Raw genomic sequence first — 22,821 nt, 5'->3', positions numbered from 1 at the left:
CATGCGCATCATCCACCTCCTTGTCATCGGCGCGCTGATCTTCGCGGCGGCCTATGTCTACCGGATCAAGATGGACTCCACCGCCCGCACCGAGAAGGTGCTGCGGCTGCACGCGGAGATTCGCGAGCAGCGCGATGCTATCGCGGCGCTGCGGTCCGAATGGGCCAAGCTCGATGCGCCGCTGCGTCTGCAGGGCCTGACCGAGCGCCATCTGCCGCTCAAGCCGATCAACGCCACGCAATATGACTCGCTGAAGAATCTGCCGGAGCGTCCGCCGCGCCTGTTCCGGCCGGGCGAGCCCGATCCGATCGGGTCCATGATCAACACCATCGAAGCCGCCAGCGATCCCGACGCGGTGACGGGCTCCGTGTCTCAGGGCGAGGACAAGCAATGAGCCCGGCGACGCCCGCAAAACCCACCGCGAAATCAACCGAGCCTTGGCGCCAGCGGCTGATCCGCAGCCTGCTCTACGGACGCAACGTCGACCGCGCCGCGAAGGCCCGCGCGCGCGTCGGGCTTGCCATCCTCGCCTTCGCGTCGATCTATGCCCTGATCGGCGCCCGGCTCGTGATGTTCGCGATCGGCGCCGATGCGCACGGCGCGCGGCGCGCGGCGGCGCAGGACGTGGTCGCGACCGCGCGGCCCGACATCGTCGACCGCAACGGCGCGATCCTCGCAACCGACGTCAAGGCGCCGAGCCTGTTCGGCGAGCCGCGCCGCATCATCGACAAGGACGAGGCGATCGAGCTCCTGACTGCCACCGTGCCTGATCTCGACGAGGCCGAGGTGCGCGAGCGCCTGTCGTCGCGAAAGGGGTTCGTCTGGCTGAAGCGCGAGATCACGCCGAAGCAGCAGCAGGACATCCACAAGCTCGGCATTCCCGGCATCGGCTTCCTGCGCGAGAACAAGCGCGTCTATCCGACCGGCAACGAGGTTGCCCACCTCATCGGTCTCGTCAACATCGACAACCAGGGCATCGCCGGCATGGAGAAGTGGCTCGACAACAACGGGCTCGCCGATCTCCACCGCGCAGGCTTTGCCACCGATCGCCTGCAAAAGCCGATCGAGCTGTCAGTCGACTTGCGCGTCGAGCATGCACTGCGCGACGAGCTGTTGAAGGCGAAGGAGAAGTTTCACGCGAAGGCGGCCTCGGGCATCATTTCCAACGTCAAGACCGGGGAGATCGTCGCGATGGTCTCGCTGCCCGACTTCGATCCCAACAACCCCAAGGAAGCGCATGACCCCGACCGCATCAACCGCCTGACCACCGGCGTCTACGAGATGGGCTCGACCTTCAAGGCGTTCACACTGGCGATGGCGCTCGATTCCGGAAAGATCAACCTGAACTCGATGTGGGATGCACGCGGAAACCTGCACTACGGCAAGTTCACCATCCACGACAGCCACATGCTCGGACGTTTCATCAACACCAAGGAAGTGTTCACCTACTCGTCCAATATCGGCGCTGCGCGGATCGCGCTCGGCCAGGGCGTTGAGGCCCACAAAGCGTTCCTGGCCAAAATGGGCCAGTTGACGCGGTTGCGTACCGAGTTGCCGGAGAGCGCTGCACCACTGGTACCGCGCCACTGGGGCGAGTTGAACACCGTGACTATCGCGTTCGGCCAGGGCTTGTCGGTGGCGCCGCTGCAGGCAGTGATGGGCATCAACGCACTGATGAACGGTGGCTACCTGATCCCACCGACATTCCTGAAACGCAGCGAAGCGGAAGCGTCGGCGATGGCCAAGCGTGTGATCAAGCCAGAGACCTCCGAAAAGATGCGATATCTGATGCGGCTCAATGCCGAGATCGGCACAGCCAAGAAGGCCGATGTTCCCGGCTACTATATCGGCGGCAAAACCGGCACGTCCGAGAAGGTCATTAACGGCCGTTATGCCAAGAAGCGGGTGCTCAACTCCTTCACCGCAATCATGCCCTCCGACGATCCGAAATATCAGATTCTCGTCATGCTGGACGAGCCACAGCCCTTGCAGGAAACGTATGGTTTCATCACGTCGGGCTTTAATGCTGTGCCGACGGGGGGCAAGGTCATCGCCCGTATCGCACCGCTCTTGGGTGTCGAGCCACGATTTGACCTGCCGCCGTCCGACCGCCTTATTCTTGCAGCATCCAGGACAACCCAGTAATCAACCGGATGGCCCATTGGCGGTGCTGAGTCGGTATTTTCCGAGGATTCGGCGTTCCGGCAGGGCATCTCGACTGGAACACCATGAAGCTGCGTGACGTCTTAGGCAATGATGCCGCAATCGAGCCGGCCCTCGCAGGCCTCGATGTGACGGGGCTTGCGCTCGACAGCCGCGTGGTCAGGCACGGTGACCTTTTTTTCGCGCTCGCCGGCAGCAAGACCGACGGCGCGCGCTTCATCGATGCCGCGGCTGCCGCAGGAGCGGTGGCGGTAGTCGGCGATCAGGCGCCTGCGGCCTGCAAGGTGCCGTTCCTTGCAGTCACCAATCCGCGCCGCGCGCTGGCGCTCGCCGCGGCAAGATTCTTCCCCATGCAGCCCGCAACCATCGCGGCGGTGACCGGCACCAGCGGCAAGACCTCGGTCGCGGCGTTCACGCGCCAGATCTGGGAGCGGCTCGGGCATGCTTCCGCCAGCATCGGAACCATAGGTCTGGTTTCGCCGAAGCGCACGGTCTATGGCTCGCTGACCACGCCCGATCCGATCGCGCTGCACCGGCAGCTCGATGAGATCGCGCGCGAGGGCGTCACGCATCTCGCGTTCGAGGCGTCCTCGCACGGGCTCGATCAGTATCGCCTCGACGGCGTGCGCGTCTCCGCCGGCGGCTTCACCAATCTCTCACGCGACCACATGGATTACCACCCGACCGTCGCGCATTACCTCGCGGCCAAGTTGCGCCTGTTCCGCGAGCTGATCCCGCCGGGTGGAGCGGCGGTGATTTCCGCCGATCATGACTGCTCGACGGAAGCACTCGAGGCGGCGAAGACGCGCGGCTTGCGCGTGATGGCGGTCGGTCGCAATGGCGATGGCAGAGGCGAGGGCATTCGCCTCGTTGATGTCGAGGTCGAGGGCTTCGCGCAGAAGCTCGCGATCGAGCATCGCGGCAAGCGCTATTCGGTTAGGTTGCCGTTGGTCGGCGCGTTCCAGATCGAGAATGCGCTGGTGTCCGCCGGCCTTGCGATCGGCACCGGCAGCGATGCGGCGAGCGTGTTCGCAAGCCTCGAACATCTCGAAGGCGCCAAAGGCCGGCTCGAACGCGTCGGCGAGCGCAACGGTGCGCCAATCTTCGTCGATTATGCGCACAAGCCGGATGCATTGGCGAAAGCGTTGCAGGCGCTGCGTCCTTACGCCAGGCGCAGGCTCATCGTCGTGTTCGGCGCCGGCGGCGACCGCGATGCCGGCAAGCGGGCGATCATGGGCGAGATCGCGGCGGAGAACGCCGATGGCGTCATCATCACCGACGACAATCCGCGCAGCGAGAAGCCGGAAGCCATTCGCGCCGCGATCCTCGCCACCGCGAAGGGCGCCAGGGAAATCGGTGATCGCGCTGCCGCGATCCGCACCGCGATCGACGAGCTGCAAGCCGGCGATGCCCTGCTGATCGCGGGCAAGGGACACGAGACCGGTCAGATCGTCGGCGGCCAGGTGCTGCCGTTCAGTGATCACGAGGCGGTTGCCGCCGCATTAGCGTCGAGGGTTGCATGAGCGCGCCAATTTGGACGGTTGCCGAAGTGGCGCGTGCGCTGGGCGTTGCCGGATCGTTTCCCGATACGCCAATCGATTTCGTCACCCAGGACAGCCGCCTGGTGAAGCCCGGCAGCCTGTTCGTCGCGCTGAGCGGCACTCCGACCGGCGGCTTCATCTCAAGCTTCGCCAGCGCGCGTGACGGTTGGGAGTTTGCCGACAAGGCAGAAGCAGCCGGCGCGGCCGCGATGATCGTGCCGCATGAGATCGCGGGGATCCGCATTCCGCAGATCATCGTGAGGGACACGCTGATCGACGGCCTCTGGGGCCTCGCGCGTGCCGCACGAGCGCGTTTCGCAGGGCCCGTGATTGGGCTGACCGGCAGTGCGGGCAAGACCAGCACCAAGGAATTCCTCGCGGCCTATCCAAACGCCTATGCGAGCCCGTCGAGTTTCAACAATTTCTGGGGCGTGCCGCTGACGCTGTGCAACGCGCGGCCGGATGCCAGCCTCTGGGTCGTCGAGATGGGCATGAATCAGACCGGCGAAATCGCGCGGCTCAGCGAATTGACGCGGCCGACGGTCGCGCTCGTCGTCAATGTCCAGCCCGTGCATCTGGAGAAGCTCGGCTCGCTCGAGGCGATCCGGCGGGAGAAGGTGTCGATCGCTTTGGGCTTGCCGAAGGATGGCGTGCTGGTGCTGCCGGCGGGGATCGCCGCGCCCGAATGGAAGGGGAGGGTGGTGCGCTTCGGCGAAGGCACCGAAATGCGCGAGCTCACGCACGCGCCGCATGGCGAGAGCTGGCAGGTCGTGGCCGAGATCGGCAAGACGCAGATTTCGTTCAGCCTGACGCCGGGCGCGCCGCACCGCGTCTACAATGCGCTCGCCGCGCTTGCCTCGGTCCATGCCGCGAACCTCGATGCCGCGACGCTCGCGACCAAGCTCGATCGCGTCGGCATCATGACCGGCCGCGGCGTCGAGCAGTTCGTCGGCGGCGTCACCGTGATCGACGACAGTTTCAACGGCAATCCGGCCAGCGTGGCGGCGGCGCTGCAAAGCCTCGCGGCACGCCACATGAGCGGCGGCCGCCGCATTGCGGTGCTCGGCGACATGCTGGAACTGGGCGGCGACGCGCCGACCTATCACACTGGCCTTGCCAAATATCTCGACGCCATCGACGGCGTTTATTGCGTCGGCCCCTTGATGCGCCACCTCTACGACGCGCTCCCGCCGGGTAAGGGCCTCGGCTGGCACGATGATCCCGCCACGCTGAGGCCGAGCGATGTTGCGGCGCTCCTGAAGGCAGGCGACATGGTGGTTGTCAAGGGCAGCAAGAAGATGTTCTGGGTCAACAAGTTTGTGCCGGGGCTAGTGGCCGCCTTGCAGGCAAAGGCGTAAACTGCTTGGAAGGCGCTGTTCCCGTTCCCCATACGCGGCGCGAAGCCGTCCGGTTTCTTAGAGGTCGCCCGCCCCATGACGAAGACCCGCGAATGCGCGAGGCCAAGGCCGCGCGCGAAGGCGCCATAGGACCGTCTGAATGTTTTACTGGCTGATCGAGCTCTCCAATACATTTCCGGGCTTTGGTGCGGTGCGCACCGTCCTGAACGTCTTTCGCTACATCACCTTCCGCACCGGCGGCGCGATCGTCACCGGCGCCCTGTTCGTGTTCCTGTTCGGGCCTTGGATCATCGATCATTTGCGCATTCGCCAGGGCAAGGGCCAGCCGATCCGCACCGACGGCCCGCAGTCGCACCTCGCCAAGAAAGGCACGCCCACCATGGGCGGGTTGATGATCCTGTCGGGCCTCACGGTCGGCACGGTGCTGTGGGCCAATCCGCTCAACCCTTACGTCTGGATCGTGCTCGCGGTGACACTCGGCTTCGGCTTCGTCGGCTTCTATGACGATTACCTCAAGGTGACCAAGCAGACGACGAGCGGGTTCGGCGGCAAGCTTCGCCTGCTGATCGAGGCAATCATCGCGCTGGTCGCCTGCTACGCCTTGGTGCGGCTGAACCGCGATCCCTCATCCACCGCGCTCGCCATTCCCTTCTTCAAGGATGTCGTGCTGCATTTCGGCTGGTTCTTCGTCATCTTCGGTGCCTTCGTCATCGTCGGTGCCGGCAACGCGGTGAACCTCACTGACGGTCTCGACGGCCTCGCCATCGTGCCCGTCATGATCGCGACCGCCAGCTTCGCCATGATCGCCTATCTCGCCGGCAACGCGGTCTTCGCCGACTATCTCCAGATCAAATATGTCGCGGGCACCGGCGAGCTCGCGGTGCTCTGCGGCGCCCTGCTGGGGGCGGGCCTCGGCTTCCTCTGGTTCAACGCGCCGCCGGCCTCGATCTTCATGGGCGACACCGGCTCGCTCGCGCTCGGCGGCATGCTGGGTGCGATCGCGGTCGCGGTGAAGCACGAGATCGTGCTTGCGGTGATCGGCGGCCTGTTCGTGCTGGAGGCGGTCTCCGTCATCGTGCAGGTCGTGTCGTTCAAGCTTACAGGTAAGCGCATCTTCCGGATGGCGCCGATCCATCACCATTTCGAGCAGTTGGGCTGGACCGAGCCGCAGATCGTGATCCGCTTCTGGATCATCTCGGTGATGCTGGCGCTCGCCGGCTTGTCGACGCTGAAGCTGCGGTGACGGCTACATCATGATCCCCATTACATCCTTCGCCGGCAAGACGGTGGCGGTGTTCGGCCTCGGCGGCTCGGGGCTCGCGTCCTGCCACGCCTTGAAGGCCGGCGGCGCCGAGGTGATCGCCGGGGACGACAACGCGGACAACGTCGCCAAGGCCGCGCAAGCTGGTTTCGTCACCGCTGACTTACGCAATGTGTCCTGGGCGAATTTCGCGGCGCTCGTGCTGGCGCCCGGCGTGCCGCTGACCCACCCGGTGGCGCACTGGAGTGTCTTGAAGGCGCGCGAGGCCGGCGTCGAGGTGATCGGTGACATCGAGCTGTTCTGCCGCGAGCGGCGGCGGCATGCGCCGGACGCGCCCTTCGTCGCCATCACCGGCACCAACGGCAAGTCGACGACGACGGCGCTGATCGCGCATCTGACCAAGGTGGCCGGCTACGACACCCAGATGGGCGGCAATATCGGCACCGCGATCCTGTCGCTGGAGCCGCCGCGCATGGGGCGTGTTCACGTCGTCGAGATGTCGTCCTACCAGATCGATCTCACGCCCTCGCTCGATCCGTCGGTCGGCATCCTGCTCAACGTCAGCGAGGATCACATCGACCGTCACGGCACGATCGAGCATTACGCCGCGGTGAAGGAACGCCTCGTCGCCGGCGTGCAGCCAGGCGGCACCTCGATCGTCGGCGTCGACGATGGCTGGTGCCGCGACATCGCCGACCGGCTCGATCGCGCCGGCAAGAAAGTCGAGCGCATCTCCGTGAAAAACCCGCTGGCGAGCGGCTTCTATGTCGAGCACGGCACGGTTCTGCGCGCCTCCGGCGGCGCCCGCAGCGAGGTCGCCATGCTCGGGGGCATCGGCTCGCTGCGCGGCCTGCACAACGCGCAGAACGCGGCCTGCGCCGCGGCCGCCGCGCTCGCGATGGGCATCGGTCAGGATGTCCTGCAGAACGGCCTGCGCAGCTTTCCGGGGCTGGCGCACCGCATGGAGCAGGTCGGTCGCCGCGGCAATGTGCTGTTCGTCAACGACTCCAAGGGCACCAACGCAGATGCCACTGCGCACGCGCTGTCATCCTTCACCGATATCTTCTGGATCGCCGGCGGCAAGGCGAAGGCGGGCGGCATCACCAGTTTGACCTCTTTCTTCCCGCGCATCCGCAAAGCCTATCTGATCGGCGAGGCTGCGCAGGAATTTTCCGGCACGCTTGGCCGCGACGTCCCGCACGAGATCAGCCAGACTCTCGACATTGCCGTCGAGCACGCCGCGCGCGAGGCGGAAGCATCCGGCCTCACCGATGCCGTCGTGCTCTTGTCGCCCGCTTGCGCCTCCTTTGACCAGTACCGCAATTTCGAGATCCGCGGCGCCAAGTTCCGCGAGCTGGTGCAGGCGCTGCCGGGCGTGAAGCCGGTGGTGTGAGGGGCGCGCTCGCGCAATCTGTGCTGTCATCGCCCGCGAAGGCGGGCGATCCAGTATTCCAGAGACGTTGATTGAGCCGAGAAGCCGCGGCGTACTGGATGCCCCGCCTTCGCGGGGCATGACGGTGTGTTATGCGGCCCCAGCGGAGATCATCTCAAAACATCCGCGATTCATTAACCCCTCGTAAACCAACCTCGGCGACCAATGGACAACCTCTGTCCGAAAGCCGGTCGCCCATGCTCTCCCGTGAAGAACGCACCCCCTTTTCCGAGTGGTGGTGGACCGTCGACAAGCCGCTGCTCGGCGCCATCCTGGCACTGATGTTGACCGGGGTGATCCTGTCGCTGGCGGCAAGCCCGCCGGTGGCGACCCGCATCGGGCTCGATCCCTTCCATTTCTTCAGCCGGCACGTGATGTTCCTGGCGCCATCCTTCATTGTGCTGGTCGGCGTCTCCTTCCTGTCGCCGCGGTCGATCCGGCGCAGCGCGCTGATCATCTTTACGATCAGCATCATCCTGATCGTGGTGACGCTCGCGATCGGCCCGGAGGTGAAGGGCTCGCGGCGCTGGATCACGCTGCTCGGCGTCAACATCCAGGCCTCCGAGATCGCCAAGCCCTCCTTTGTGGTCATCGCGGCCTGGCTGTTCGCGGAGTCGACAAAACGGCCGGAAATGCCGGCAACTTCGATGGCGCTGGTGCTGCTGTTGATGCTGGTCTCGCTGCTCGTCATGGAGCCCGACTTCGGCCAGACCATGCTGATCCTGATGGTGTGGGGCGCACTGTTCTTCATCGCGGGCATGCGCATGATCTGGGTGTTCGGCCTCGCGGGCGCCGCCGCTGCCGGCCTGTTCAGCGCTTATCTTTTTGTTCCGCACGTTGCGGGTCGTATCAAGCGCTTCATGAATCCGGCCTCTGGCGACACCTTCCAGGTCGATACTGCGATGGAAGCCTTCTACAACGGCGGCTGGTTCGGGCTCGGACCGGGCGAGGGCATTGCCAAGCGCAGCCTGCCGGACAGCCACACCGACTTCGTGTTCGCCGTCGCCGCCGAAGAGTTCGGTATCATCCTGTGCCTCGCCATGCTCGCGCTGTTCGCCTTCGTCGTCATCCGCACGCTATCGCGCGCCTATGCCAATGACGACATGTTCTCGCGCTTCGCCGCGTCGGGGCTTGCGATCCTGTTTGGCGTGCAGGCCGCGATCAACATGTCGGTGAACCTCCAGCTCATCCCCGCCAAGGGCATGACGCTGCCGTTCATCTCCTATGGCGGCTCCTCGATCGTCTCGCTGGCCTACGGCGTCGGCATGATGCTGGCGCTGACGCGGCTGCGCCCGCGCACCGAGGTCGAGGCGAGCGGCCGCGCCGAGGCGATGCGTAGCTACGCGTAACCCGTCATTGCGAGGAGCGAAGCGACGAAGCAATCCAGAATGTGTCCGTGGAGGGATTCTGGATTGCTTCGCTTCGCTCGCAATGACGGCGGAGGGCCTGTAAAAGGAGGCCCATGGACACGTCCCCCCTGATTCTTCTCGCCGCGGGCGGTACCGGCGGCCATCTGTTCCCGGCCGAGGCGCTCGGCGTCGAATTGATCCGGCGCGGCTTTCGCGTACGCCTCGTCACGGACGAGCGCGCGCTGCGCTACAGCGGGCTGTTCAGCAAGGACATGATCGACGTCGTCAGCAGCGAGACCGCGCGAGGCCGCAACCCGTTCCAGCTCGCCTATGCCGGCCTCACGCTCGCCGGCGGCACGTTGGCCGCCTTCGCTCTGATCAAACGGTTGAAGCCGGTCGCCGTCGTCGGCTTCGGCGGCTACCCGACGCTGCCGCCGCTGGTCGCGGCTAAATTGGCCGGCGTGCCCGGCATCATCCACGACGCCAACGCCGTGCTCGGCCGCGCCAACCGTTTCCTGTCGCGCCGCGTCCGCGCGATCGCGACGTCCTTGCCCGGCGTGCTCGATCGCGATCCGGCGCTGGCCGGAAAGACCACGACGGTCGGCACGCCGATGCGGCCCGCCATCCTCGCGGCAGCGGCCGTAAAGTACACCGCGCCGGAGCCGAATGGTCCTCTGCGCCTGCTCGTGGTCGGCGGCAGCCAGGGCGCGCGCATCATGGCGGATATCGTGCCCGGCGCGATCGAGCGGCTCGAGCCGGCGCTGTGGGGCCGGCTGATCCTCACCCAGCAGGTGCGCGAGGAGGATATGACGCGTGTGCGCGCCGTCTACGACAAGCTCAAGATCAATGCCGAGCTCGCGCCGTTCTTTGCGGATTTGCCCGCACGGCTTGCCTCCAACCATCTGGTGGTGTCGCGCTCGGGTGCGGGAACGGTCGCCGAGCTCGCCGCGATCGGGCGGCCCTCGATCCTGGTGCCGCTGCCCGGCTCGATCGACCAGGACCAGTTCGCCAATGCCGGCGTGCTGGCCAAAGTCGATGGCGCGATCCGTATCCCGCAGACCGAATTCACCTCGGACCGGCTGGCGTCGGAGATTTCCGCGTTCGCCGCCGAACCGGCGCGGCTCGCCGCGATGGCCGAGGCCGCCCGCGGCGCCGGCCGGCTCGACGCGGCCGAGCGTTTGGCCGATCTGGTGGTCAAAGTCGCGGGAATCTGACGCCGGGTCTGCCCCGGAATGACCAAAAATGCCCCTTGTCATGCCCCGCGAAAGCGGGGCATCCAGTAACCGGCGCAGGCTGAATTGAATCTCAGGCTTCGCAGAGTACTGGATCGTCCGACCCAGTGCGCAAGGGCGCACAAGGTGGAACGATGACCGTGAGGAACCTATATGAGACTGCCGCGCGAGATCGGACCCATCCACTTCGTCGGGATCGGCGGGATCGGCATGAGCGGTATTGCCGAGGTGCTGGTCAATCTCGGCTATGCCGTGCGGGGTTCGGACGCCTCGGACAACTACAATGTCGAACGTCTGCGCAAGAAGGGCGCCAAGATCTCGGTCGGGCACAAGGCGGAGAATGTCGGCGGTGCCGAGGTCGTCGTAGTGTCCTCGGCGATCAAGCGCGACAATCCGGAGCTGATGGCGGCGCGCGAGCGGCGCATTCCGGTGGTACGCCGCGCCGAGATGCTGGCCGAGCTGATGCGGCTCAAGAGCTGCGTCGCGATTGCCGGCACGCATGGCAAGACAACGACGACCACGATGGTCGCCACGCTGCTCGATGCCGGCGGCCTCGATCCGACCGTCATCAATGGTGGCATCATCAACGCCTACGGCTCCAACGCGCGGTTAGGGGCCGGCGACTGGATGGTCGTGGAGGCGGATGAGAGCGACGGCACGTTCCTGAAGCTGCCGACGGACGTCGCGATCGTCACCAACGTCGATCCCGAGCATCTCGATCACTTCAAGACGTTCGATGCGGTGCAGGACGCGTTCCGCCATTTCGTAGAGAATCTGCCGTTCTACGGTTTTGCCGTGATGTGCATCGACCATCCCGTCGTGCAGAGCCTGGTCGGGAAGATCGAGGATCGCCGCATCATCACCTATGGCGAGAACCCGCAGGCCGATGCGCGGCTGGTCGATCTGACCGCCGGTGGCGGCGGCTCGAAGTTCAAGGTGGTGATTCGCGACCGCAAGGCCGGCACCACCCACGAGATCGCCGATCTCGCGCTGCCGATGCCCGGCCGGCACAACGCGTCGAACGCGACAGCGGCCATTGCCGTCGCGCATGCGCTCGGCATTTCCGACGACAAGATCCGCAGCGCGATTGCAAGCTTCGGCGGCGTGAAGCGGCGCTTCACCAAGACCGGCGAGTGGAACGGCGTCACGATCATCGACGACTACGGCCATCATCCCGTGGAGATTGCGGCCGTGCTCAAGGCCGCGCGCGATTCCTACAACGGCAAGGTGATCGCCGTGGTGCAGCCGCATCGCTACACCCGCCTGCAATCGCTGTTCGAGGAGTTTTGCACCTGCTTCAACGATGCGGATGCGGTGATCGTCGCCGACGTCTATGCCGCCGGCGAGACGCCGGTCGAGGGCATCGACCGCGATCATTTCGTCGCGGGCTTACGCGCCCACGGTCACCGCGAGGTGATCCCGCTGCCGGCAGCGTCCGATCTCGCGGGCATCGTCAAGGGGCTCGCCGCATCGGGCGATCTCGTCGTGTGCCTCGGCGCCGGCAACATCACGCAATGGGCGTACGCGCTGCCCGGCGATTTGAAGGCGCTGGGGTGAGGGCGGCGATGTTGCATTCACTGCTTGCCGCCAGGAACGCTGCGCTCCCTCCCCCCTTGCGGGGGAGGGCGGGGGAGGGGGGTAGTCACGAACTCCGACCTCGCTTGGGGCTACCCCCCTCCCTGACCCTCCCCCGCAAGGGGGGAGGGAACGGAGAGATGATGCCTCCCTCACTTGAGGATGCGGCATGACCTTCCCCGACATCACGCCCGACCTCAAAGCCGCGATGCCTGACCTTCGCGGCCGGCTGCTTGCCAACCAGTCGCTGGCTGAGCTCACCTGGTTTCGCGTCGGTGGTCCTGCGCAGGTGCTGTTCACCCCTGCGGATGAGGACGACCTCGCTTATTTCCTCGCGCATCTTGCACGCGACATTCCCGTCTATGTGGTCGGCGTCGGCTCCAATCTCATTGTGCGCGATGGCGGCATTCCCGGCGTAGTGATCCGGCTTGCGCCGCGCGCGTTTGGCGAAGTGAGCGCGAGCGGCGACGTCGTCATCGCCGGCGCGGCGGCGCTCGACAAGCGCGTGGCGGAGGTGGCGGCGAGTGCCAACATCGGCGGGCTCGAATTCTACTTCGGTATTCCCGGCACGATCGGCGGCGCGCTGCGCATGAATGCCGGCGCTAATGGCGGCGAGACCAAGGACGTTCTGGTCGAAGCGACCGGCGTCGCGCGTGACGGCAGGAAGCACGTCTTCTCCAACGCCGAGATGAAGTTCGTCTACCGCAGGAGCGGCGTCGATCCCTCCATCATCTTCACCTCCGCGCGCTTTCACGGAGCGATCAGGGATGCGGAGGCGATCCGCGCGCGAATGGCCGAGGTCCAGAGCCATCGCGAGACCGCGCAGCCGATCCGGGAGAAGACCGGCGGCTCGACCTTCAAGAATCCGCCCGGCCACTCTGCCTGGAAGCTGATCGACGCCGCCGGCTGCCGCGGCTTGCGCGTCGGCGGCGCGCAGGTCTCGGAAATGCATTGCAACTTCCTGATCAACACGGGCGATGCCAGCGGTCATGACATCGAGACGCTCGGCGAGACCGTGCGCGAACGGGTGAAGGCGAATTCCGGAATTGAGCTACACTGGGAAATCAAGCGGATTGGGATTCCATGATCACCGTCATTCCGGGCCTGCGCCTTACGGCACATCCCCATTGCGCGCTTGCGCAATGTGGAATGACGACTGGATAGGTAACTGAAAACATGCGCATCACCATCCTGTTCGGCGGATCCAACAGAGAGCGTCTGGTTTCGGTCGCGTCGGCCCAGGCGCTGCATCAGGCGCTGCCTGAGGCTGATCTCTGGTTCTGGGACATCCAGGACAGGGTGCATGTCGTCTCGTCGAAACAGCTCGAAGAGCACGCCCGTCCCTTCGAGGACGAGTTCAAACCGGGCACGCGCGGCGTTCCGCTGGAGCAAGCACTCAATCAGGCCAAGGCAGAGGACCGCGTGCTGGTGCTCGCTTTGCACGGTGGCCGCGCCGAGAACGGCGAATTGCAGGTGATGTGCGAAGCACGCGGCGTGCCCTTCACCGGATCGGGCTCGGCCTCCTCGCACCTTGCCTTCGACAAGATCGCAGCCAAGCATTTTGCCGCGCTCGGCGGCGTGACGCCGCCGGCAGGCGTCGCGCTCGACAACATCGACGAGGCCTTCGCCGAATACGGCCGGCTTATCGCAAAGCCGGCGCGCGACGGGTCGAGCTACGGCCTGATCTTCGTCAACGCCAAGCAGGACCTCGTTGCCGTCCGCAATGCGGCGAAGCTCGAGGAATACGTCATCGAGCCCTATATTGCCGGCGTCGAGGCAACCTGCGGCGTGCTCGAGCGGCCGGACGGCTCGATCATCTCGCTGCCTCCGATCGAGATCATTCCGGGCGAGGGCAATTTCGACTATGCGGCAAAATATCTCCTGAAGTCGACCCAGGAGATCTGCCCCGGCCGCTTCACGGCGGAGGTCACCGCCGCTTTGAAGGAGCAGGCGATGCTGGCGCACCGCGCGATGTCCTGCACCGGCTATTCGCGGTCGGACTTCATCGTCGCGGAAAAGGGCCTCGTCTATCTCGAGACCAACACGCTCCCCGGGTTGACCAAATCCTCGCTCTACCCCAAGGCGCTGAAGGCCGAGGGCATCGAGTTCGTCGACTTCCTGCGCGGCCTGATCGCGCTCGCCGAGCGGCGGGTGCGGAAATAATTAGGATTGGTTAATCCGCCGACGGGCGAAAGCGCCCGGTTTGGGGGCTAAAACCGGTAAATTGCCGGATATCGCGGCATAAATGCCTCAAAGAGCGGGGCAAAAAGCGTCCCGCGTTAACGAATTTTACCTTTTGTTTACCAGGAAGTCCGAAGGTTAACGCTGGCGGCGCATATGGCGCTTTGGCTGCCGGCGCGTGAGGGGTTGCGGGGTTCCCGCCTCCAGCGAACGCTTTGAACGGGAGAGGCTTCTTCTGCTGAAGACCAGCACCCGGCCCGGCAAGACCGAGACGTCATGTTCGCCAGGATCCGCGTGATGTCGCGGGCAAACTGTTGACGAGCTCGTGCAATGGATGGTGCAGGCAGCCTCACCCGGTCGCTTTTCAGATCGCTGAGGCCCGAAGCTGACTTGAAGGCGGCCGCTGTTGGAGCGGTCGTACTTCTGCGCGAGTGGGTGCAGGAGAAGCGCGACGAGAAGCGCGCTGCCACCAAGATCAAGGCCAAGGCCGTCGTCGTGCGCGAGCCGCCGCCGCGGGTGGTCGCGCTGGTCGAGCGCTATCTGCCGCGCCGGGTCGGAATCAGCATGACCGTGCTGCTGCTGATCGGAAGCTGCGGCTTCGGCATCGTCAAGGGCGGCCACCTCCAGGATTTCATCACCGCCGTCAGCGACGCCCGCAATGCGCTGGCCAACTCCGCCGGCTTCCGCATCACCTCCGTCGTGATCAACGGGCGCAAGCAGCTCAGCCAGGACGAGATCCTCGCGGTCGGCGGCGTCAGCGGCCGCTCCTCGCTGCTGTTCCTCGACGCCGACGACGTCCGCGACAAGCTCAAGGCCAATCCGTGGATTGCCGATGCGACCGTGCTGAAGCTCTATCCGGGCCAGCTCATGATCGAGATCACCGAGCGCAAGGCGTTCGCGCTGTGGCAGGAGGGTGGCCGGCTCTCCGTGATCGCCGATGACGGTGCCGTGCTCGAGCCCTATGTCTCGCGCCGCTTCCTGTCGCTGCCGCTCGTGGTCGGCAAGGGCGCCGAGACGCAGGCAAGGGATTTCCTCGCGCTGCTGGCGCGCTATCCGCAGGTCAATTCGGTGACCAAAGCCGCGATCTTCGTCGGCGAGCGGCGCTGGAACCTGAGGCTCAAGGACGGCCTCGACGTCCGATTGCCCGAACAGGACGTCGGCAACGCGCTCGCGGCCCTGTCCAAGCTCGACAAGGACGAAAAGCTGTTCTCCCGCGACATCGTCGCGGTCGACATGCGCCTGCCGGATCGGCTGATCGTGCAGCTCTCCGACGACGCCGCGAAGGCGCGCGAGGAGCAGTTCAAGGACAAAAAGTCGAAGAAGAAGGCCGGGGATTCCGCATGACCGGTCTCGATCGCACCCAGACGCCGAAGACCCGCCCGATGCCGCACAACCGCGGCGGCCTCGTCGCCTGCCTCGACATCGGCACCAGCAAGATCGCCTGCATGATCGCGCGGCTGAAGCCGTCGGCGCCGAGCGAAGCCCTGCGCGGCCGCACTCATGCGGTGGAATTGATCGGCTACAGCCAGATCCAGGCGCGCGGCATGAAGGCCGGCGCGGTGATCGATCTCGGCGAATGCGAACAAGCAGTGCGCCAGGCCGTCGCGCTCGCCGAGAAGATGGCCAAGGTGCAAGTCGAGTCCGTGCTGCTGTCGGTCTCCGGCGGCAGGCTCGCCGGCCAGCTCGTCGAGGCTGCGGCCGACATTCGCGGCGGCGCGGTCACGCCGGCCGACGTCAATCGCGTCACCTCGGCGGGCATGCGCCACGCCACCGGCGAGGGCCGCACCGTGCTGCACGCGCTTCCGGTCGGCTACACGCTCGACGGCGTCAAGGGCATCCGCGATCCCCGCGGCATGATCGCTCGCCAGTTCGGCGTCGACGTGAACGTCGTCACCTGCGATGCCAATGTGGCGCGGAACTTGATGTTGGCGGTGGAGCGCTGCCACATCAATGTCGAAGCCATGGCGGCGAGCCCCTATGTGGCCGGCCTGTCGGTGCTGACCGACGACGAGGCCGATCTTGGCGCTGCCGTCATCGAGATGGGCGCGGGCACCACGACGATCGCTGTCTATTCCGGCGGCCATTTCGTGCATGCTGCGGGCTTTGCTGTCGGCGGACAACACATCACGATGGATCTCGCGCGCGGACTCTCGGCGACGATTGCCGATGCCGAGCGAATCAAGACGTTATATGGCACCGTCCTCACCGGCGGATCGGACTCGCGTGAGCTGATGTCTGTGCCGACTGCCGGTGACGAGCAGGATCTGCCGCAGATCGTCTCCCGCGCCACCATCGCCACCATCGTCAAGCACCGTGCCGAGGAGATCTTCGAAATGGTCCGGGACCGGCTCAAGGATTCGCCCTTCGCGGCAGAACCCAAGGGGCGTGTCGTGCTCTCAGGCGGCGCCTCGCAGCTCACCGGTCTCGTCGAACTCGGAACGCAGATCCTCGGCCGGCCGGTTCGGGTCGGACGGCCGCTTGGCTTCGGCCGGCTGCCCAACGAGGCGAAGAACGCCGCCTTCGCGGTGCCTGCCGGGCTTCTGGTCTACCCGCAATATGTTCATCTCGAACATGTCGAACCGCGACATACGCGGCAGCAGGTCAGGACAGGGACCGGCGGTTATTTCGGAAAGGTTGGACGATGGCTACGCGAGGGCTTCTGATGAACCGGTTCCGCAATCTTCGAAATTCACCAACTCCCGCGGCCGCCGGCCGGGGCGAACCCACGCGCGCGTGATCGAGAGGCAAACATGACCATCAATATCAATGTTCCTGATATTCACGAATTGAAGCCGCGGATCACCGTGTTCGGCGTCGGCGGCGCTGGCGGCAACGCCGTCAACAACATGATCACGGCGGGCCTGCAAGGCGTCGACTTCGTGGTCGCCAACACCGACGCGCAGGCGCTGACGATGTCGAAGGCGCAGCGCATCGTGCAGATGGGCACGCAGGTGACGCAAGGCCTCGGTGCCGGTTCGCAGCCCAACGTCGGCGCGGCTGCTGCGGAAGAGGTGATCGACGAGCTGCGTGACCATCTCTCGGGCGCCAACATGGTGTTCGTCACCGCCGGCATGGGCGGCGGCACCGGCACGGGTGCTGCTCCCGTGATTGCCAAGACCGCGCGCGAGATGGGCATCCTCACTGTCGGCGTGGTGACCAAGCCGTTCCACTTCGAAGGCGGCCGCCGCATGCGCACCGCGGAAGCGGGCATCAACGAGCTGCACAAGGTCGTCGACACGCTCCTGATCATCCCGAACCAGAACCTGTTCCGGGTCGCCAACGAGAAGACCACCTTCGCCGACGCCTTCGCGATGGCCGACCAGGTGCTCTACTCGGGCGTTGCCTGCATCACCGACCTGATGGTCAAGGAAGGCCTGATCAATCTCGACTTCGCCGACGTTCGCGCCGTGATGCGGGAGATGGGCAAGGCGATGATGGGCACGGGCGAAGCCTCCGGCGACAAGCGCGCGCTGACGGCCGCTGAAGCCGCGATCGCCAACCCGCTGATCGACGACTCCTCGATGAAGGGCGCCAAGGGCCTGCTGATCTCCATCACCGGCGGCAAGGACCTGACCCTGTTCGAAGTCGACGAAGCCGCCACGCGCATCCGCGAGGAGGTCGACCAGGACGCCAACATCATCGTCGGCGCCACCTTCGACGAAGCGCTCGACGGCCTGATCCGCGTCTCGGTCGTCGCCACCGGCATCGAGCAGGCTGCGATCGCCCGCAACAGCCAGGCGACCAGCGCTCCCGTCGCGAACCCGGCCCCGCAGGCCCAGCCTGCGGCTCCGGCTGCGGCTGCCGAGAGTCGTCTCGCTGACCTGACCGCGCGCCTGCGTGCCGACAATCAGCGCCTCGCCGAGCGCGCCCAGAAACTGGAGGCGCACATTCCGCCTGGCGCGCCCGCGCCGGCAGCCCCGATCGCGCCGCGTCCCCAGGTCGAGCGGGCCGCACTCGCCGCTATCGCCGCCGCTGTTGCTCCGGACGTTCCGGCGGCGCCGGTGCAGCCCGCCTCTTACGGCGACGTCACCGTGCGTCCGATCGCGCAGAAGCCCACCCTGTTCCCGGAGCCTGAGCAGGCCCCGCACGCCATGCAGGAGCCGATGACGCCCGACACCTTCATCCCGCCGCAGGCCGAGCGCCCGCCGGTGCGCGCGCCGCGGATGCCGCGCCTGGAGGAACTGCCGATGCCGGCCCAGGCCGAGATTCGCCAGGCTCGCGGTGAGGTCGAGGAGGAGCACCCGCAGAAGACCCGCCTGTCGCTGCTCCAGCGCCTCGCCAATGTCGGCCTCGGCCGCCGCGACGAAGAGAGCGAGCCGCCGGTCACGGCCCGTACCGCCGGTCCAGCGATGCCGCCGCTGCCCGAGCGCAAGCCGCAGCGCAACGTCGCCCAGCAGATCGCGGCCAATGAGCCGGTATCGGAATATGCCCGCCGTCCGGCGCCGCAAGGTCTGGACGCCCATGGTCGCCCCGCGCCTGTTGCGCCGGCGCCACAGGGAGACGACCATCTTGATATCCCGGCCTTCCTGCGTCGGCAGGCGACCTGAGGATTGTTACAATAAGGCAGACGAAAAAAGGTCCCGGCGGGAAGCTTGCCGGGGCCTTTCCATTTTCACCATGCGGGTCTGGATTGTGCGCCCAAGCAACTGATTTTAAATCATTAATTATGCTTTCGGTGGTTCAGTAAAAGTGCCGGTAGCCGCCCTCAACGTCGGCGCAATTTGGTTAAGCCTTGGCGCGAATACGGCAGAGTTGGGGTAACAATCGGTAAAAAAGCGTGAGTTGGCGCTGTTTAGGGCAGTGACTATGGTTCACCACGACTTGGGGATACGAAGATTCGCACGGTCGACGGGGGTCGATCAGTCGGGTCTTGTATAAGTCGCAGTTGGGTCTTGGTGGGGCGGTTCCTGATGAAATTTAGCCGGCAAACAACGCTTCGTGCGCAAGCCACAGTGGCCGGCGTCGGCGTTCATTCCGGTTCTCCCGTCACCCTCACGCTCGGACCTGCACCTGTCGATGCAGGTTATATTTTTGTCCGCACCGGCCTTGAGGGAAGTGACCGTGAAGTTCAGGCGACCGCCGAGCAGGTGATCGCGACCGAGTTTGCGACCGTTCTCGGCGACCGTGACGGCCCGCTGGTTTCCACTGCCGAGCATGTGCTTGCTGCGCTGCGGGGCATGGGCGTCGACAACGCCATCATCGAGATCGATGGCCCGGAAGTGCCGATCATGGACGGCAGCGCCGCGGCTTTTGTCGCGGCGATCGAGCAGGCCGGGATCGTCACCCAGCCGGCGCAGCGCCGCTTCATCCAGGTTCTGAAACCGGTTTCGGTTGCGATGGGTGATTCCTTCGGCGAACTGCGGCCTTATGCCGGCGGGTTCCGCGCCGAGATTGCGATCGATTTCGCCAATCCCGTGATCGGCAAGCAGAGCTTTGCGCTCGAGCTCAATCCGGAGCGCTTCCGTCGCGAAGTCAGCCGCGCTCGGACCTTCGGCCTGATGTGCGACCAGGCGCGGCTCTGGAGCGCAGGCTATGCGCTCGGCGCCTCCTTCGAAAATACCGTCGTGTTCGACGACGAGCGGCTGCTCAATCCAGAGGGCCTGCGCTACGCCGACGAATGCGTGCGCCATAAGGTTCTGGACGTCATCGGCGATCTGGCGCTGGCCGGCCTGCCGCTGCTCGGCGCCTACCGCTCGGTTCGCGGCGGCCACAAGCTCAACCACGCTGTTCTGACCGCGCTCCTCCGCGACCGTACCGCGTGGCGTGTGGTCGATGGCGAGGCGGCCCGCCGCACCACCCGTCCGGTCGTCGAGGTCGGCAGCGGCATCGTCGGTGGCCGGATTGCCGCGGCCTACGGGCCGGACGTGTCCTGAAGGACCTGTCGCCACGGGTATTCGGTGGCCTGCGGCACCCGCGAAACTCCTGGTAACCATGATCGGCTACCATGACGCGTGGCCGCCTTAATCCGGGCGAATTGCGCACCTATCCGGGTCGGTTAACGATCGTTTTTTGGATACATCGGCGTGGTCGCATTGGCAGGGCGCCACGGACAATCTTGCGTCCATGACGGAATATGGCCGGATCATGGGGCGGCGGGCACCGCATCACAGGGCGACGAGTCTCAATTCATGTCGGCACAGCGTATGACGCGCGAATATTCTCCGGTTTCGCTCAAGGCGTCGATCAAGGTCCGTCGGCTGGCGCAGGCCGCGACCTTCCTGATTCTCGCGCTCCCGCTCGGCGGCTGCGGCACCGGCGCCCTCTGGGACAAGTTCACCGCCAAGGATGACACCTTCGTCGAGGAGCCCGCCGACAAGCTCTACAATGAGGGCCTGTACCTCATGAACGAAAAGAAGGACATGAAGCAGGCGAACAAGAAGTTCGAGGAGGTCGATCGCCAGCATCCCTATTCCGACTGGGCGCGCAAATCGCTGCTGATGTCGGCCTATGCGGCCTACCAGGGCGGCGACTATGACGGATGCATCGGCGCGGCCACCCGCTACGTCACACTGCATCCCGGCAGCCCGGACGCCGCCTATGCGCAATATCTGATCGCGGCCTCCCATTACGACCAGATCCCGGACATCAGCCGCGACCAGGGCCGCACCGAGAAGGCGGTCGCCGCGCTGGAAGAGGTGGTGCGCAAGTATCCGAACTCGGAATATGCGGCCAGCGCCAAGGCCAAGATCGAGGGCGCGCGCGACCAGCTTGCCGGCAAGGAAATGAATGTCGGCCGCTACTACATGCAGAAGCGCGACTACACCGCCGCGATCAATCGCTTCAAGGCCGTGGTGACGCAGTATCAGACCACGCGCCATGTCGAGGAGGCGCTGTACCGGCTCACCGAGGCCTATATGGCGATTGGCATCGTCGGCGAGGCGCAGACGGCGGCCGCCGTGCTCGGGCACAATTTTCCTGACAGCCGCTGGTACAAGGACGCCTATAATCTTGTAAAATCCGGCGGTCTCGAGCCGAGCGAGAATCAGGGGTCCTGGATCAGCAGGACCTTCAAGAAGATGGGCCTCGGCTAGGAAATTTGGGGTTCCATGCTGGCGCGTCTGTCGATCCGTGACATCGTCCTGATCGAACGGCTCGATATCGAATTCGCACCCGGCCTTGCGGTTCTGACCGGCGAGACCGGGGCGGGCAAATCCATCCTGCTCGATGCCTTTGCGCTGGCGCTCGGCGGCCGCGGCGATGCCGGCCTCGTGCGCCATGGCGCGGAGCAGGGGCAGGTCACGGCCGTCTTCGACGTGCCGAAGACCCATCCCGCCGCAAAAATCCTCGCCGAGAATGGGCTGGAGGATACCGATGAGATGATCCTGCGCCGCGTGCAGTTCGCCGACGGCCGCACCCGCGCCTTCATCAACGACCAGTCGATCAGCGTGCAGACCCTGAAGGCGGTCGGTGCCGCGCTGGTCGAGATCCACGGCCAGCATGACGAGCGCGCGCTGGTCGATGCCGCCACCCACCGCCGCCTGCTCGACGCCTTTGCCGGCCTCGAAAAGGATGTCGCGGCGGTCGAGTCGCTCTGGGACGCGCGCCGCACGGCGAATACCGCGCTGGAGGAGCATCGCGCCGGCATGGAGCGCGCCGCCCGCGAGGCCGACTATTTGCGCCATGCCTCCGACGAACTGAAGCAGCTCGCGCCGAAGGACGGCGAAGAGACCGCGCTGGCCTCGCGCCGCACCACCATGATGCAGGGCGAGAAGATCGCCGCCGACCTGCGCGAGGCGCAGGAAGCGGTCGGCGGCAATCACTCGCCCGTCGCGGCCCTGTCGGCCGCAGTACGCCGGCTGGAGCGCCGTGGCGTCAATTCGCCGGCACTGGTCGAGCCCGCGGTCAAGGCGATCGACGCTGCGATCAACGCGCTGGAGGAGGCGGATCAGCACCTCCAGGCTGCCCTGGCGGCGACCGATTTCGATCCGGCCGAGCTCGAACGCATCGAGGAGCGGCTGTTCGCGCTGCGCGCCGCCTCGCGCAAATATTCGACGCCGGTCGATGGGCTGGCCGCGCTCGCGGCCAAATACGCCGCCGACGTCGTGCTGATCGATGCCGGCGCAACGCAGTTGAAGAAGCTGGAGCAGGCGGCCATCGAAGCCGATTCGCGCTATGCGACGGCTGCGAAAAAGCTGTCGGCGGCGCGGCAGAAATCGGCGGAGAAGCTCAACAAGGCCGTCAATGCCGAGCTCGCTCCGCTCAAGCTCGAACGCGCAAAGTTCATGACGCAGGTCGAGACCGACGAGAGCGCGCCGGGACCGCAAGGGTTCGACCGCGTCGAATTCTGGGTGCAGACCAATCCAGGCACCAAGCCGGGAGCACTGATGAAAGTCGCCTCCGGCGGCGAGCTGTCGCGCTTCCTGCTCGCGCTCAAGGTCGTACTCTCCGACCGCGGCTCGGCGCCGACCCTGGTGTTCGACGAAATCGATACCGGCGTCGGTGGCGCGGTCGCGGATGCCATCGGCGCGCGCCTCGCCCGCCTTGCCGGCAAGGTCCAGGTCATGGCCGTGACCCACGCCCCGCAGGTCGCCGCGCGTGCCGACCAGCATCTGCTGATCTCCAAGGACGCGCTCGACAAGGGCAAGCGCGTCGCCACTCGCGTCAACGCCCTCGCCGCCGACCACCGCCGCGAGGAGATCGCGCGGATGCTGGCTGGTGCGGAGATCACGGCGGAGGCAAGGGCGGCGGCGGAACGGTTGCTGCGGGCGGCCACGGCTTAACTTTCGTGT

General features: G+C 65.7%; 17 protein-coding genes. All 17 read left to right on the top strand.

Annotated elements, in window-relative coordinates; genetic code table 11:
* The first annotated feature begins 1 nt into the window (after window position 1).
* The 17 genes from ftsL to recN all read left to right on the top strand — a co-directional run bounded on the left by ftsL (window position 2) and on the right by recN (window position 22,812).
* A complete protein-coding gene (ftsL, locus tag MTR72_RS00885) occupies window positions 2–394 on the top strand; it encodes a cell division protein FtsL (RefSeq protein ID WP_280965844.1) in 393 nt (130 codons plus the stop codon).
* Window positions 391–2,145, top strand: coding sequence for a peptidoglycan D,D-transpeptidase FtsI family protein (locus MTR72_RS00880; RefSeq protein ID WP_341509998.1), 1,755 nt, complete (start codon window positions 391–393; stop codon window positions 2,143–2,145). Before ftsL ends, MTR72_RS00880 begins: the two co-directional genes overlap by 4 nt.
* Window positions 2,146–2,228: 83 nt before the next feature.
* Window positions 2,229–3,686, top strand: coding sequence for a UDP-N-acetylmuramoyl-L-alanyl-D-glutamate--2,6-diaminopimelate ligase (locus MTR72_RS00875; RefSeq protein ID WP_341509997.1), 1,458 nt, complete (start codon window positions 2,229–2,231; stop codon window positions 3,684–3,686).
* Window positions 3,683–5,062 carry a UDP-N-acetylmuramoyl-tripeptide--D-alanyl-D-alanine ligase gene (locus MTR72_RS00870; RefSeq protein WP_341509996.1) on the top strand — a complete coding sequence of 460 codons (1,380 nt, stop codon included), beginning with the start codon at window positions 3,683–3,685 and terminating at the stop codon, window positions 5,060–5,062. The genes MTR72_RS00875 and MTR72_RS00870 overlap by 4 nt, the downstream gene beginning before the upstream one ends.
* A gap of 139 nt (window positions 5,063–5,201) precedes the next feature.
* Entirely contained in the window at window positions 5,202–6,305 is a 1,104-nt protein-coding gene (gene mraY / locus MTR72_RS00865; RefSeq protein ID WP_280965840.1) for a phospho-N-acetylmuramoyl-pentapeptide-transferase, read from the top strand.
* 10 nt (window positions 6,306–6,315) lie between these two features.
* The gene (murD, locus tag MTR72_RS00860; protein WP_341509995.1) at window positions 6,316–7,716 is read left to right on the top strand and encodes a UDP-N-acetylmuramoyl-L-alanine--D-glutamate ligase; all 1,401 of its coding nucleotides are present in this window, start codon (window positions 6,316–6,318) and stop codon (window positions 7,714–7,716) included.
* Window positions 7,717–7,952: 236 nt separating this feature from the next.
* Window positions 7,953–9,104 carry a putative lipid II flippase FtsW gene (gene ftsW, locus MTR72_RS00855; protein WP_341509994.1) on the top strand — a complete coding sequence of 384 codons (1,152 nt, stop codon included), beginning with the start codon at window positions 7,953–7,955 and terminating at the stop codon, window positions 9,102–9,104.
* Window positions 9,105–9,217: 113 nt separating this feature from the next.
* On the top strand, window positions 9,218–10,318 hold the full coding sequence (gene murG / locus MTR72_RS00850; RefSeq protein WP_341509993.1) for an undecaprenyldiphospho-muramoylpentapeptide beta-N-acetylglucosaminyltransferase: 1,101 nt from the start codon (window positions 9,218–9,220) through the stop codon (window positions 10,316–10,318).
* 171 nt (window positions 10,319–10,489) lie between these two features.
* Window positions 10,490–11,893: a UDP-N-acetylmuramate--L-alanine ligase gene (gene murC / locus MTR72_RS00845; protein ID WP_341509992.1), complete on the top strand. Its 1,404-nt coding sequence runs from the start codon at window positions 10,490–10,492 to the stop codon at window positions 11,891–11,893.
* Window positions 11,894–12,080: 187 nt separating this feature from the next.
* The gene (gene murB / locus MTR72_RS00840) at window positions 12,081–12,998 is read left to right on the top strand and encodes a UDP-N-acetylmuramate dehydrogenase (protein WP_341509991.1); all 918 of its coding nucleotides are present in this window, start codon (window positions 12,081–12,083) and stop codon (window positions 12,996–12,998) included.
* An 89-nt stretch (window positions 12,999–13,087) separates the two neighbouring features.
* Window positions 13,088–14,074 (top strand): D-alanine--D-alanine ligase family protein, encoded by a 987-nt coding sequence (locus MTR72_RS00835; RefSeq protein WP_341509990.1) that lies wholly within the window; start codon window positions 13,088–13,090, stop codon window positions 14,072–14,074.
* A 348-nt stretch (window positions 14,075–14,422) separates the two neighbouring features.
* Window positions 14,423–15,436 carry a cell division protein FtsQ/DivIB gene (locus MTR72_RS00830; protein WP_341509989.1) on the top strand — a complete coding sequence of 338 codons (1,014 nt, stop codon included), beginning with the start codon at window positions 14,423–14,425 and terminating at the stop codon, window positions 15,434–15,436.
* Window positions 15,433–16,755 carry a cell division protein FtsA gene (ftsA, locus tag MTR72_RS00825; RefSeq protein WP_280965832.1) on the top strand — a complete coding sequence of 441 codons (1,323 nt, stop codon included), beginning with the start codon at window positions 15,433–15,435 and terminating at the stop codon, window positions 16,753–16,755. Before MTR72_RS00830 ends, ftsA begins: the two co-directional genes overlap by 4 nt.
* An 87-nt stretch (window positions 16,756–16,842) precedes the next feature.
* Window positions 16,843–18,639, top strand: a complete 1,797-nt coding sequence (gene ftsZ, locus MTR72_RS00820) for a cell division protein FtsZ (protein WP_341509988.1) — start codon at window positions 16,843–16,845, stop codon at window positions 18,637–18,639.
* Window positions 18,640–19,002: 363 nt separating this feature from the next.
* A complete protein-coding gene (gene lpxC, locus MTR72_RS00815; protein WP_280965830.1) occupies window positions 19,003–19,965 on the top strand; it encodes a UDP-3-O-acyl-N-acetylglucosamine deacetylase in 963 nt (320 codons plus the stop codon).
* A 255-nt stretch (window positions 19,966–20,220) separates the two neighbouring features.
* Complete coding sequence (locus MTR72_RS00810; protein ID WP_280965829.1) at window positions 20,221–21,123, top strand: outer membrane protein assembly factor BamD; 903 nt, start codon at window positions 20,221–20,223, stop codon at window positions 21,121–21,123.
* A 15-nt stretch (window positions 21,124–21,138) separates the two neighbouring features.
* A complete protein-coding gene (gene recN, locus MTR72_RS00805; RefSeq protein ID WP_341509987.1) occupies window positions 21,139–22,812 on the top strand; it encodes a DNA repair protein RecN in 1,674 nt (557 codons plus the stop codon).
* The last annotated feature ends 9 nt before the right edge of the window (window positions 22,813–22,821 follow it).

It is taken from the genome of Bradyrhizobium sp. ISRA442 (assembly GCF_038085055.1).
GTDB lineage: Bacteria > Pseudomonadota > Alphaproteobacteria > Rhizobiales > Xanthobacteraceae > Bradyrhizobium.
Note: the sequence above shows the minus strand (reverse complement) of the source record. Positions and strands in the feature narration are given on the sequence as shown.

What these genes read in the sequence shown, in the direction of transcription:
- murC (WP_341509992.1), top strand. Translation starts at nt 10,490, where the DNA reads ATGAGACTGCCGCGCGAGATCGGACCCATCCACTTCGTCGGGATCGGC.
- murD (WP_341509995.1), top strand. Translation starts at nt 6,316, where the DNA reads ATGATCCCCATTACATCCTTCGCCGGCAAGACGGTGGCGGTGTTCGGC.
- MTR72_RS00830 (WP_341509989.1), top strand. Translation starts at nt 14,423, where the DNA reads ATGGATGGTGCAGGCAGCCTCACCCGGTCGCTTTTCAGATCGCTGAGG.
- ftsL (WP_280965844.1), top strand. Translation starts at nt 2, where the DNA reads ATGCGCATCATCCACCTCCTTGTCATCGGCGCGCTGATCTTCGCGGCG.
- ftsA (WP_280965832.1), top strand. Translation starts at nt 15,433, where the DNA reads ATGACCGGTCTCGATCGCACCCAGACGCCGAAGACCCGCCCGATGCCG.
- recN (WP_341509987.1), top strand. Translation starts at nt 21,139, where the DNA reads ATGCTGGCGCGTCTGTCGATCCGTGACATCGTCCTGATCGAACGGCTC.
- MTR72_RS00880 (WP_341509998.1), top strand. Translation starts at nt 391, where the DNA reads ATGAGCCCGGCGACGCCCGCAAAACCCACCGCGAAATCAACCGAGCCT.
- ftsW (WP_341509994.1), top strand. Translation starts at nt 7,953, where the DNA reads ATGCTCTCCCGTGAAGAACGCACCCCCTTTTCCGAGTGGTGGTGGACC.
- MTR72_RS00810 (WP_280965829.1), top strand. Translation starts at nt 20,221, where the DNA reads ATGTCGGCACAGCGTATGACGCGCGAATATTCTCCGGTTTCGCTCAAG.
- lpxC (WP_280965830.1), top strand. Translation starts at nt 19,003, where the DNA reads ATGAAATTTAGCCGGCAAACAACGCTTCGTGCGCAAGCCACAGTGGCC.
- MTR72_RS00835 (WP_341509990.1), top strand. Translation starts at nt 13,088, where the DNA reads ATGCGCATCACCATCCTGTTCGGCGGATCCAACAGAGAGCGTCTGGTT.
- MTR72_RS00875 (WP_341509997.1), top strand. Translation starts at nt 2,229, where the DNA reads ATGAAGCTGCGTGACGTCTTAGGCAATGATGCCGCAATCGAGCCGGCC.
- ftsZ (WP_341509988.1), top strand. Translation starts at nt 16,843, where the DNA reads ATGACCATCAATATCAATGTTCCTGATATTCACGAATTGAAGCCGCGG.
- murG (WP_341509993.1), top strand. Translation starts at nt 9,218, where the DNA reads ATGGACACGTCCCCCCTGATTCTTCTCGCCGCGGGCGGTACCGGCGGC.
- murB (WP_341509991.1), top strand. Translation starts at nt 12,081, where the DNA reads ATGACCTTCCCCGACATCACGCCCGACCTCAAAGCCGCGATGCCTGAC.
- MTR72_RS00870 (WP_341509996.1), top strand. Translation starts at nt 3,683, where the DNA reads ATGAGCGCGCCAATTTGGACGGTTGCCGAAGTGGCGCGTGCGCTGGGC.
- mraY (WP_280965840.1), top strand. Translation starts at nt 5,202, where the DNA reads ATGTTTTACTGGCTGATCGAGCTCTCCAATACATTTCCGGGCTTTGGT.